Annotated in this window: 12 protein-coding genes and 1 tRNA gene; 7 read left to right on the top strand and 6 right to left on the bottom strand. The window is 57.9% G+C overall.

The window, feature by feature from the left end; all coding sequences use genetic code 11:
* The 4 genes from IJL83_02605 to IJL83_02590 all read left to right on the top strand — a co-directional run.
* On the top strand, nt 1-472 hold a 472-nt coding region (locus IJL83_02605), incomplete at its 5' end, for an AMP-binding protein (protein MBQ6552489.1).
* Nucleotides 473-528: 56 nt separating this feature from the next.
* Nucleotides 529-1,251: a hypothetical protein gene (locus IJL83_02600; GenBank protein MBQ6552488.1), complete on the top strand. Its 723-nt coding sequence runs from the start codon at nt 529-531 to the stop codon at nt 1,249-1,251.
* On the top strand, nt 1,248-2,747 hold the full coding sequence (locus IJL83_02595; protein MBQ6552487.1) for a polysaccharide deacetylase family protein: 1,500 nt from the start codon (nt 1,248-1,250) through the stop codon (nt 2,745-2,747). Before IJL83_02600 ends, IJL83_02595 begins: the two co-directional genes overlap by 4 nt.
* Before the next feature lie 31 nt (nt 2,748-2,778).
* Nucleotides 2,779-3,678 carry a hypothetical protein gene (locus IJL83_02590; GenBank protein ID MBQ6552486.1) on the top strand — a complete coding sequence of 300 codons (900 nt, stop codon included), beginning with the start codon at nt 2,779-2,781 and terminating at the stop codon, nt 3,676-3,678.
* A gap of 54 nt (nt 3,679-3,732) precedes the next feature.
* Here the strand turns inward: IJL83_02590 and IJL83_02585 are convergent, their stop codons facing one another.
* The 4 genes from IJL83_02585 to IJL83_02570 are packed head-to-tail and all read right to left on the bottom strand — an operon-like array spanning nt 3,733 to nt 6,996.
* Nucleotides 3,733-3,945 carry a hypothetical protein gene (locus IJL83_02585; protein MBQ6552485.1) on the bottom strand — a complete coding sequence of 71 codons (213 nt, stop codon included), beginning with the start codon at nt 3,943-3,945 and terminating at the stop codon, nt 3,733-3,735.
* 44 nt (nt 3,946-3,989) lie between these two features.
* On the bottom strand, nt 3,990-4,838 hold the full coding sequence (locus IJL83_02580) for a DUF3737 family protein (GenBank protein MBQ6552484.1): 849 nt from the start codon (nt 4,836-4,838) through the stop codon (nt 3,990-3,992).
* A 17-nt stretch (nt 4,839-4,855) separates the two neighbouring features.
* A complete protein-coding gene (locus IJL83_02575; protein ID MBQ6552483.1) occupies nt 4,856-5,482 on the bottom strand; it encodes a lactate utilization protein in 627 nt (208 codons plus the stop codon).
* Complete coding sequence (locus tag IJL83_02570; GenBank protein ID MBQ6552482.1) at nt 5,479-6,996, bottom strand: PIG-L family deacetylase; 1,518 nt, start codon at nt 6,994-6,996, stop codon at nt 5,479-5,481. Before IJL83_02570 ends, IJL83_02575 begins: the two co-directional genes overlap by 4 nt.
* A 197-nt stretch (nt 6,997-7,193) precedes the next feature.
* On the opposite strand from IJL83_02570, the gene IJL83_02565 reads away from it, so the two are divergent.
* From IJL83_02565 to IJL83_02555, 3 genes are all read left to right on the top strand, one after another.
* A complete protein-coding gene (locus tag IJL83_02565; GenBank protein ID MBQ6552481.1) occupies nt 7,194-8,123 on the top strand; it encodes an exopolyphosphatase in 930 nt (309 codons plus the stop codon).
* 201 nt (nt 8,124-8,324) lie between these two features.
* Nucleotides 8,325-8,401 (top strand) — tRNA-Met (locus IJL83_02560).
* Between the two features lie 105 nt (nt 8,402-8,506).
* Nucleotides 8,507-9,034: a hypothetical protein gene (locus IJL83_02555; protein MBQ6552480.1), complete on the top strand. Its 528-nt coding sequence runs from the start codon at nt 8,507-8,509 to the stop codon at nt 9,032-9,034.
* Between the two features lie 39 nt (nt 9,035-9,073).
* Here the strand turns inward: IJL83_02555 and IJL83_02550 are convergent, their stop codons facing one another.
* Both IJL83_02550 and IJL83_02545 read right to left on the bottom strand, forming a co-directional pair.
* Nucleotides 9,074-10,528 (bottom strand): recombinase family protein, encoded by a 1,455-nt coding sequence (locus IJL83_02550; GenBank protein MBQ6552479.1) that lies wholly within the window; start codon nt 10,526-10,528, stop codon nt 9,074-9,076.
* Between the two features lie 91 nt (nt 10,529-10,619).
* Nucleotides 10,620-10,949, bottom strand: a complete 330-nt coding sequence (locus IJL83_02545) for a helix-turn-helix transcriptional regulator (GenBank protein MBQ6552478.1) — start codon at nt 10,947-10,949, stop codon at nt 10,620-10,622.

The following is a 10,949-nucleotide window of genomic DNA, read 5'->3' as shown; positions in this document are numbered from 1 at the left end:
CGTCAAGGGCGACGGCGTCATGACCTGCTACTACAAGGACGAGGACGCCACGAACGCGGTCCTGCGCGACGGCTGGCTCTTCACCGGCGACATGGCGCGCGAGGACGAGGACGGCTTCATCTTCCTCGTCGACCGCAAGAAGGACGTCATCATCACCGGCGGCGAGAACCTCTATCCCGTTCAGATCGAGGACTTCCTGCGCGCCAACAACAAGATAAAGGACGTCGCGGTCATCGGGCTTCCCGACAAGCGCCTCGGCGAGATCGCCGCGGCGATAATCGAGCTGAAGCCGGGCGAGACCGCCGACGAGGAGGAGATAAACGCCTTCTGCGCGGAGCTCCCGCGCTACAAGCGTCCGCGCCGCGTGATCTTCGACAAGGTCCCGCGCAACCCGACCGGCAAGATCGAGAAGCCGCGCCTGCGCGAGAAGTACTGCGGCGAATCCCTCGTCGAAGCGCAGATAAAGGGCTGACGCCCGCCGACGCGCAAAAGGCGTTTGAGCCGATAAGGAAAAGGAAAAAACACAGTATGGATCTTTCAATGGTGGCGCGGGAGTTCCGCGTCGACAGCAATATGATAACCGTCGGCGAACGCATGCGCGAAACGGATATCCTCCGGCAGTTCCAACAGACCGGTATGGAGCATATGGAGCGCGCGAACCACGGTTTTTACGTTATGAACGAGCTTCACGAGATGCTCGTTATCGTCCGCAACAACGTGCGGTTTTACCGCCTGCCGAAATACGATGACGTCGTTACCGCGCTGACCTGCGCCCCGCGCTATGACGGGCTTTTCTTCGTCCGTTACTACGCGCTGCGCGACGCGCGCGGAGAGCTGCTCGCCGACGCGCACTCCTACTGGACGCTGGTGGACAGTGAAAAGAAGCGCATCATCCGTCCCGGGCGTCACGACGACAGCTACCTGCCGCGGGTCGAGGCGTTCACCGTCACCGCGCCCGCGCCGGCGAAGCTGACGCCGCCGGAGAATATGACCGAGCTCGGCAGGCGCGTCGTTTACCCGCACTATATCGACCAGTACGGGCATCTGAACAACACCCGCTACGTCGATATCCTTACGGACTATCTGCCGAAGGGCGAGCGCATAGCCGCGCTTGAAATGAATTACAGCAAAGAGCTTCCGCCGGAAGCGGAGTTCTCCGTTCTTACCGACGGGCAGGGCTTTTTCGCCTTCGCCCGCGACGGAGCCGTATGCTTCTCCGCGAAGGTCGAAACGGCGGGGATGGATGAATGAGTACGAGATTTAAGCTTTTCAAACCGTCAAAACGGAATCCGCGATCGCGGAAGGCGGCGCTTATCGCGGCGATCGCGGCCGTTCTTATCGCGGCGGCGGCGCTGACGCTGCATCTGGTGAATAACAGGCAGGTCGAGTTTACCGGACTTCCGGAGGAAGAAACGCTGACCGTCGAATGCGGCAGCGGCTTCGAGCTGCCGGACGTCACCGCCGAGCTGCGCGGAAATATCTTCGACAAAGACGGCCGCGCGCTCGAGGTCGAGCGCGAAGGAGAGGTCGATTTAACTAAGCCGGGCGAATACGAGGTGACGTGGAGCGTTTCATACTTCCTCGGCTCGCAGACGCGCCGCTGCGTCGTCAGCGTCGTGGATACCACGCCGCCGGTCATAACGCTCGTGCCGGAGGAGCGCGAATACGTCCTGCCCGGCACGGAATATGACGACGCGGGCTATTCCGCCTCCGACGCGGTCGACGGAGACCTCACCGCGCAGGTCGTCCGCACGATAGAGGGCAGCGTTGCGACCTACACCGTCGCCGACGCCGCCGGAAACGTCGCGGCCGCGACGCGCGAGATACCCTTCAACGACCCCGTCCCGCCCGAGATAACGCTGAAGGGCGAGAAGAGCGTGACCTTCACCGTCGGCGAGGGAAAGTTCGAGGAGCCGGGCTACGTCGCGGCGGATAACCTCGACGGAGACCTGACCGACAAGGTCGAGGTCAAGGGCGCTGTGGATAACGAAAACCCCGGGCTTTACACCCTGCGCTATACCGTCAGGGATTCCTACGGCAACGAAACCACCGTCAGGCGCACCGTGACGATACGGGCAAAGGACGGCACCGTTCCCGGCGGCGACGACTCCCCCGAGGTCGACGGCACCGGCAAGGTGATATATCTGACCTTCGACGACGGGCCGAGCAAGTATACCGAAAAACTGCTCGACGTGCTGAAAAAATACAACGTCAAGGCGACCTTCTTCGTCGTCGGCACGATGAAGACGGACCTCATCGCGCGCGAGGCGGCGGAGGGGCACACCGTAGCCGCCCACAGCTATACGCACGAATACAAGGATATCTACGTCAGCGAAGAAGCGTATTTCGCCGATCTCGACAAGGTAAACGAGGTCATCAAGAGCAAGACCGGTTCGTACACAAAGCTCGTCCGGTTCCCGGGCGGCAGCTCGAACACGGTCAGCCGCAACTACAGCGTCGGCATCATGACGCGGCTCGCCGCGGCGCTCGAGGAGAAGGGCTATAAATATTTCGACTGGAACGTTTCCAGCGGCGACGCCGGCGGAACGACCAGCACCGAGCAGGTCTATAAGAACGTCATCAACGGCGTGAAAAACCGCAAATACTCCATCGTGCTGCAGCACGATATAAAGGGCTTCTCGGTCAACGCGGTCGAGAAGATAATCCAGTGGGGGCTGGAGCACGGATACACCTTCCTGCCGCTGACGGAAGACAGCCCCGGCGCGCATTTCAAGATAAACAACTGATAATAACACTTCAAGAAAGGCGGAAAAGACTATGACGCTTGACGAACAGGACCTTCGCAGAGGATTAAAATTCATCGTCGGAACGTGGCGGCCGGACTATATAGTCAACGCGTTCTCGAACGACCTGGCGCATATTCCCGCGTCCGAGTTCAAAAGCGACGACGGCAGGGATTTCACCGCGCTCTCCTTCGAGTTTTTCGAGGATCACTCCGTGATAATGCGCGACTCAGGCTCCGGAAAAGAGGAGCGCGGAACGTGGGAGCAGACCGACCGGGCGGAGTATCACTACACGCTCGGCGCGTTTATGGATATCCCCGAGGGCGATTTCCGCAAGAGCGCGGAGACGCTTTCGCAGCGGGATGAAAACCTCGTTTTCGGGCTCGGCTTCCTCGCCGTCGCGCTGAAAAAGACCGCCGACGGCGTTGTGACAGAGCCGAAGGACGTCGGCGATATCGAGCCGGACGAATCGGACAAGGCGCTTGACGGCATCGTCGGCGTCTACGAGATCGCCGAGGCGATGACTATGGTCGGCGGCGACTTCGGGCTTTTCGGCAGGGAAGCGGTCGAAGCGGACCTCAAAGCGCGCGGCGCGGATGAGGACGAGGCGAACGAAGCGCTCGGCGTCTTTGCCGGCCGCGTCGAGTTCACCGCGGATCACAAGGTCGTGCAGTGGATGAAGTTGCCCGCCGGAGTCTCCGAGGAGGAGATAAAAGCGGCGCTCGAAGCGGGCGAGATCTCCGGTTACAAGGACGGTATGTTCACCGCCGGCGGCGAAAAGGAGTGGAAGGCGGTCGACGGCAGGTATTACTACAACACCGGCGAACACCGCGAGCTTTTCGGCGAAGAGCAGTCCCCGTGGGACGAGCTGGCGTTCGACGAAAACGGCCTGCTGCCCTTCGGCGACGGTATGATGAAGCTGCGCAGAATATAAAAAAGAGCATTAAAAAAGCACGCCTCGCGGCGTGCTTTTTTAATGACCGAACGCTTAAAACAGTCCCTTGACTGCGTCGAGCGCGCCGGAGACCTTGTCGGAGGCGATCTTCGCCTTGACGCCGTCGACGATTTTGTCGATAACGTCCTTCGGCACTGCGCCGACAACGCTTTTTACCGCGGCGACGGGGTCTTTTTTGAAGGCGTCGAGTTTCGTGCTGCTGCCGGTTATCGAGGATATCGCTTTTTCGATTTCTTTGACGTCCATAGTTTTTTTACCTCCGTTAGTTTTTATATAATTATGATAACTGCTCACGCCTGCCTTTGCACGATCTCGCAGAGCGAGGGATAAACGCTGTCTGAGGTGAGTATGACCTCGCCGACGCTGTCGGCGGTTATGATGCCGCCGCGGGGATTCTTGACGGAGACGAGGTCTCCGCGCAGGTCGGCTTCGACGTCGGAGTATTCAAAGGCGAGGTCGGCGCCGGTCATTTCGCAGTTTATCAGCTTGAGGTTCGTGCAGCAGCAGAGCGGCTGCGTGCCGCTGATGCGGCAGTTTATCAGCGTCAGCCCGTCGGAGTACCACGCGAGATATTCACCGTTTATCACGCTGTCACGCACGGTGACGTTTTCGGCGTGCCAGAAGGCGTCCTTCGTGTCGAGCGTGCAGTTGTTGATTTCGACGTCGCGCGCGTACTGGAAGGAGTATTTGCCTTTGAAACGCACGTCGTCCCAGCGCAGACCGCTCGAGCCGAAGAAGAGGTATTCGCTCTCCGCTTCGCAGCCGCGCATCGTGATGTTCCGGCAGCGCCAGCCGAACTCGGGCGAAACGATCTTCGTCCCGGTTATTTCGACGTCGTCGCATTCGCGCAGCGCCTTTATGCCGCCGAGGGTGGAGTTTTCTATCACGGCGCGGCGCGTATACCAGAGCGCGGCGCGGCACTTATCCGTCATCACGCAGTCGCGCAGTTTGACGTCCTCGTCGTGCCAGAAGGGATAGCGCAGGTTGAAATAACACTTTTCGGCGGCGATGTTTTTTGCCTGCTTGAGCGCGGATTCGCCGTCCTCCTCGCCGTCAAAGACGCAGGAGATCAGGTGAACGCCGTCCGCGGCGTAAAGGTCGCGCTCGTGCGGAAAGGTTTGGTTTTCTATATATTTCATCAGTTGTTTCCTTTGGCTCAGAATCCGAGCGTATCGTTGACGAGTATGACGTTTATCCTGCCGTCGTGGCGTGAGTAGCGGGTGACGAGGAACTGGCAGCAGATGGTGTCGTGCGACTTGCAGTTCGCGCAGGCGCCGGTCTTCGCGCAGGGGGTGTTGATGCCGAAGCGCTGCGTGTTCGCGGGCGCGGCGACGTTTCGGGCGCGCTTCATCGCGGAGTCGACGTCGGGGCAGATCTTGTTCATGCCGACGATCATCAGCACCTTCTTCGGCCCATACGCGATCGCGGAAACGCGGTTGGCGTTGCCGTCGATGTTGACTATGACGCCGTCCTCTGTCATCGCGTTCGCGCTCGAGAGGAAGAAGTCCGCGTCGTAGGCGGCGAGCATCGCGGCGCGGCGGTCCATCTTCTCGCGGTCGATGAAGTTGTAGCGGCCTTCCTTCAGCGCGGCGACGAGCCCGATCTCGTGGACGCTCATTCCGCCGCCCATGGTGACGGAGCTTCCCTCGGGGATGAGCTCGAGCGCCTTGGCGAGTGCGGCCTCCCTGCTTTCGGCGTAGAAGCCGGTCATGTTGCGGGATTCAAGCCCTTTTATAACCTTCTGCGCGAGCAGCTCGTTGCGTTTGAAGAGGTTCTCGTTCATTTCGTTTTGCTCCTTTGCTTTTTATCGAACGCCCTGCGCGCCGCGTAAGCGGCGACGGAGAGCACGAGCAGGCAGGCGGCGGCGACGGCGAGCGCGTTCAGTCCGCGCGCGCGGGAGGCGTCGCTTTCGGAGGCGGCGTCCGCGTCCGCACGCTTTTTCGCTTCTTCGTCGGCCTTCGCTTTCGCTTCGGCCTCCGCGGCGCGTTCCTCCTCCTGCCGTTTGGCTTCGGCCTCGGCCGCGAGGCGTTCCTGCTCCGCGTAGGTGATCACGTTCTCGAGGAAGTCGTTTTTATTCACGTCCGCGCCGACGTTCGTCCGCGCCAGACCGTAAAGACATGGGGAGTATTCGGCGATCTCGGCCGCCTTCGTTATCTCGTTTTTCTCGCCGAAGATCCAGCTGTCAAAGCGTGGACCGCGCTGGCTCAAGTGGCAGGCGTATCCGTCCTGACTGACCTGAAACGCGGTCTTGCCGCCGAAGGCGTCGAGAGGGAAGTCCCAGTTCATATTGATCTGATTCTCGGGGTAGAGGTGCAGGTAGAGCTTCGGCGCGTCCCACGCGCCGTAGAGCGAAACGCTCGCGGGATCGCTTTCCGCGTCCGCGGCGATTCCGGCGGCCTCCAGCGCCGTGGAGGCGCAGAGGCGGTGCTGACCGTGCCCGTACTCGCCTTCAAGATCGTGCGTTACGACGACCTGCGGCTTGAAGCGGCGTATCAGCCGCACCTGCTGCAGCAGCGCGTCGTCGCGTGACATTCCGGCGGCGGAGAGTTTTTTCAGGGCCTCCGCCTCGGAGTCGGAGAAGGCGTCGGGCACCGAGCCGATGACGGGGTAATTGCGCACGCCCGCGGTCCAGAGGCCGTTCAGCAGCTCGTGGCGGCGGTAGGGCTCGGCGACGTGGTCGGTGAAGTACGCGACCTGCACGGCGCAGCCGAGCTCGCCCGCGTAGTAGGGGAGAAGCCCCGCGAAATAAAGATGCTCGTCGTCGGCGTGCGCGGAGATGAGCAGGATATCCGCCTTCTCGCACGGCGGCTCCCACCGCTGAACGAAGTCGGGCAGCTCGCCCTCGCCGTAGGCGTACACGTCGCAGACGTTGACCTGTCCGATGAACGCGAGCGAAAGCGTGCTCGAGGCGAGCGCGGAAACGTCCACGCAGACTTCAAGGTATTGCGGCACGCAGCGCAGACGCCGGTCGCCGGCCGTGACCGTGAATTCGGTCGGAGTATCCGAGAAGGATATGTAAAGATTCGCTATGTTCGCCGGCGCGGAGAGCGAGAGGGTTCCGTAGACGCGCGCTTCCGTGCGGTAGGAGCCGTCGGTCAGCGGGTCCGCGCCCTCGGCGAGAAACTTGCTCGTGATCGCGGAGTATCCGCCGGAAACCGTGAGCCGCAGGCGCTTCGCGGTCGCGGTTTCATCGGCGCGGGCGGCCGGCGCGAGCGCGGCGGCGACTAAAAACGCAAGCAGCAGCGCGAGCGTCCTCCGCGCGAAATATGCGGTTTTTCCGGTGTGAGCGTTATTCAAAGCGCGCGCCTCCCTGCGTACAAGCTTACATATTAAGTATAACGATTTTTCGTGAATAATCAACCGTTTTTTGCCTTTTGTCCCGCCATATTGAAAAAACGGTGCGCAAAATCGCTTTGCGCATAACTTCGCTATTGAAAAAGCGGGAGGGAAATGCTATAATCAACTTGTAAACAAATCTGTTTCGGAGGGTTATTATGGATAAGAAAATGAGACTTGTTACCCGCAGCGATTTCGACGGACTCGCCTGCGCGATGATGCTCCGCGAGCTCGATATGATCGACGAGATCAAGTTCGTGCACCCGAAGGACGTGCAGGACGGCAAGGTCGAGCTGACCGAAAACGACGTCACGACCAACCTGCCTTACGATCCGCGCGTCGCTATCGCCTTCGACCATCACGAGTCGGAGATCGACCGCCTGAAGGCGCAGGAGGTCGGCGGCAAGCTGATTATAGACCCGAACGCCCGCAGCGCCGCGCGCGTCGTCTACGACTACTACGGCGGCAAAGAAGCGTTCCCGCGCATCAGCGATGAGCTTATGACGGCGGTCGACAAGGGCGACAGCGCAGATTTCACGCTCGACGAAGTGCTTCATCCGGAGGGCTGGGTGCTGCTGCATTTCATCATGGACCCCCGCACCGGGCTCGGCAGATTCCGCGACTTCCGCATTTCCAACTACGATCTGATGATGGAGCTCATCGGCTACTGCATGAACCACGGCATAAACGAGATACTCGCGCTGCCGGACGTCGCGGAGCGCGTGCAGCTTTACCGCGAGCAGGCGGAGCTTTTCGAGGCGCAGCTCAAGCGCATCGCGAAGGTGCACGGCAAGGTCGTCGTCCTCGACCTGCGCGACGAGGAGATAATCCACGCCGGCAACCGTTTCATGATCTACGCGCTCTATCCGGAAACGCAGATTTCCGTCCACGTCGCGTGGGGCTTCCGCAAGCAGAACACCGCGGTAATGATCGGCAAATCGATATTCAACAAGGGCTCGAACGTCGACATCGGCGAACTTTGCCTCCGTTATGGCGGCGGCGGACACCGCAACGCCGGCACCTGCCAGCTCGAGAACGACGCCGTAGACGCGGAACTCCCGAATATCATCGCCGCGCTGAATGCGTAAGCGCAATAGACACTTCAACCGCAAAAAACAACGTACGACAGCCGAAAGCCCGCGCTTTCGGCTGTTTTTGCGCCGCGTTTACATAGATTGTTTACGAATTATATCTTTAAATAATAAAATTATCAAAAAAATGAATAAAACACTTGCAAAATGTGTATCTATGATGTATAATAACAGAGCGTTGAAACGGAACGCCAATATCGCGGAGTAGAGCAGTTCGGTAGCTCGTCGGGCTCATAACCCGGAGGTCGTGGGTTCAAATCCCTCCTCCGCAACCATTTCGAGTGGTCATAACGGATTCGAGTTATGACCACTCGTATTTTTTCGGTTCATTGTTTTTAATGGTTTCTTATGATATAATAATCAAAAGGCAGGTGAGCAAGTTGCATATAGCCGATAATGACTTTTTTGAAGAGTACAAGCGCTTGGACAAGCTATGCTCGGAAATGTACTCTTGTCAAAACGGTGTCAGCGAATATATTGCTCAAATGGAACACAAAACCTATCAAGGACAATACCGTGTTTTCTCTTGGAATACCGACTATAAAATGTTGAAGCATATCCGCTGGGTCAGAAACCAGATCGCTCACGATTCCGGCTCATATCAAATCAGCGACCCTAAAGATTTGGATTTCGTTCAAGATTTTCATAGCCGTATTTATTCCGGTAGTGATCCGTTGACTTTGCTAAGAAAAGCAATTGAGTCAGAGAACGCAATTCGCAGACAGCAAAAGAAGCAGGCATCTGAAAACAGGATTCAAAGACCGCAAGTCCAGCAATATACTTATCAAGCTCCACCCGAACTTCCCAAATATACGCCTAAGAAGAAAAAGTCTCACGCTTGGATCGGTGTACTTGTTGGTGTTGGAATAATCGCGCTTATCCTTTTGATTATATACTTTAATCGTTGATCCCTATGTATCGGAGCAGGTTCGCCTGCTCCTTTTTGTTTACCCTCCTTCCTCGGTCTCTTCTCCGTCGTCGCCGTAGTGTACCTTGATCGGCGCGCAGGAGATATACTCCACCGAAACGCCCTGACGCGTATCCTTCGAAAAACGTGTGGACGTTTCCTCAGGTATTTCCAGATACCCGACGAAGCGGTAGTAGATCACCACGCGCTGAGTGCGGTTCTTGCCAACGCCTTCGGTCTCGTGCACCTCGATCCTGTCAATAAGCTCAGTCAGAAGATGCTTCGTCAGCATCTTCATTTCCATAAACCGCCGGATCGCATAGATAAACTTGTCCCTCTCGTAACGGCGATCCTCCAGATCCTTCAGCTTTTCGTTGAGATTGATGATGCGCTCGTTGAGGCGCTTACGCTCAGCATCATATTCGCGCGAGAGGATCATATAATCCTCATCTGAGACCTTTTCGTTCAGGTTTTTTTCATAGAGCTGTTTGAGCAGTTTCGGGATAAGCTCCAGCCGCTTGCCCGCCTTCGCAAGTTCGCCCTGTATTTGCCGGTGTGCGACCTTGTAGTCTTTATCGCTCTTGCGCGCCAGGATCTCAGCGAAACGGTCTTCATCGTTCCTCAAATAGTCCGCGAGCCGCCGCAGCTCCATCGTCACGATGGTGTAGAGCGCGTCGGAACGGATATAGTGGCGGCTCTGACAACTTCCACGGTAATCCTTGTAGTAGTTCGAGCAGGAGAAAAAGTGGATATCTTTGTTGGTGGCGCTGGTGTGATACCACAGCTTTTTCCCGCAGTCCGCGCAGAAAACGACGTCGCAGAAGATGCTTTTCGGGCCGTTCTCCTCCTTCGGCTGGCGGCGGCTGGTCTTGCCTATCATCTGCTGCACCTTCTCAAACGTCGAGCGGTCGATGATCGGTTCGTGCACACTTCGGAAGACTAAACGGTCTTTCTCGGGTGTTTCCAATCGCTTCTTATTCTTGAAGGACGTGGTGTAGGTCTTGAAGTTGATGACGTCGCCGCAGTATTCCTGCCTCCGAAGGATGCCCGAGATCGTGGAGCATTTCCACTTGTATGGGTTCGGCTGAGTCTTTTTGCCGCCTCTGCCGACGCCTTTTTCCTGCCAGTAGGAAATGCAGTTCAGACGTCCCTCGTCCTGAAGGATCCGGGCGATCGTATCGAGTCCGTTGCCGTCGAGATACAACCTGTAGATTTCCTGCACGACCGGTGCGGCGTCCGGGTCGATCATCCAGCGGTTTTTGTTCTTCGGATCCTTCATATACCCGAAGGGCGGCTGGCCGAGCGGTATCCCGGACTTTCCGCGCACCCTGTGCGCCGATTTGCATTTGCGGCTGATGTCCTTCGCATACCACTCGTTCATGATGTTGCGGATCGCCGTCAGGTCGTTCTCGCCGTTGGCGCTGTCCACGCCGTCGTTGACCGCGATGAAGCGAACGTGGCGCTCGGGGAAATACTGCTCGGTGTAATAGCCCATCTGCAGATATTCACGCCCGAGACGGGACATACGCTATGTAAAAAGTGCGTGCAGTTATCAATTAACTATTTTGCTGTTTCTGATCTTGTCATTATTTTTCCAACGACGCTTTGTAATTGTTCCCCCAGTCCTGCATGGACATGAGGATCGGGCGCATGCTCTCGCCGAGCTCGGATAGCGCGTATTCCACGCGCGGCGGGACTTCGGGATAAACGGTGCGGGTGATGATTCCGTCCGCTTCCATCTGCCGCAGGCTCTCGGTGAGCACCTTCTGGCTGATGCCGTCAAGACTCTTGTGTAATTCGTTGAAACGCCACGGACGAACGAGCAGGTTGCGGATGATAAGCAGCTTCCATTTGTTGCCTATAAGCGCGACGGTCGTCGCTACCGGGCAATCCGGCAATTCTTCTTTTGTTTTCAT

It is taken from the genome of Clostridia bacterium, assembly GCA_017438525.1.
Taxonomy (GTDB): domain Bacteria; phylum Bacillota; class Clostridia; order Oscillospirales; family RGIG8002; genus RGIG8002.
This window is presented reverse-complemented; position numbering and strand designations above follow the sequence as displayed.

Coding starts and splice junctions, on each gene's coding strand:
- IJL83_02600 (MBQ6552488.1), top strand. CDS start 529: ATGGATCTTTCAATGGTGGCGCGGGAGTTCCGCGTCGACAGCAATATG.
- IJL83_02595 (MBQ6552487.1), top strand. CDS start 1,248: ATGAGTACGAGATTTAAGCTTTTCAAACCGTCAAAACGGAATCCGCGA.
- IJL83_02590 (MBQ6552486.1), top strand. CDS start 2,779: ATGACGCTTGACGAACAGGACCTTCGCAGAGGATTAAAATTCATCGTC.
- IJL83_02585 (MBQ6552485.1), bottom strand. CDS start 3,945: ATGGACGTCAAAGAAATCGAAAAAGCGATATCCTCGATAACCGGCAGC.
- IJL83_02580 (MBQ6552484.1), bottom strand. CDS start 4,838: ATGAAATATATAGAAAACCAAACCTTTCCGCACGAGCGCGACCTTTAC.
- IJL83_02575 (MBQ6552483.1), bottom strand. CDS start 5,482: ATGAACGAGAACCTCTTCAAACGCAACGAGCTGCTCGCGCAGAAGGTT.
- IJL83_02565 (MBQ6552481.1), top strand. CDS start 7,194: ATGGATAAGAAAATGAGACTTGTTACCCGCAGCGATTTCGACGGACTC.
- IJL83_02550 (MBQ6552479.1), bottom strand. CDS start 10,528: ATGGGCTATTACACCGAGCAGTATTTCCCCGAGCGCCACGTTCGCTTC.
- IJL83_02545 (MBQ6552478.1), bottom strand. CDS start 10,949: ATGAAAACAAAAGAAGAATTGCCGGATTGCCCGGTAGCGACGACCGTC.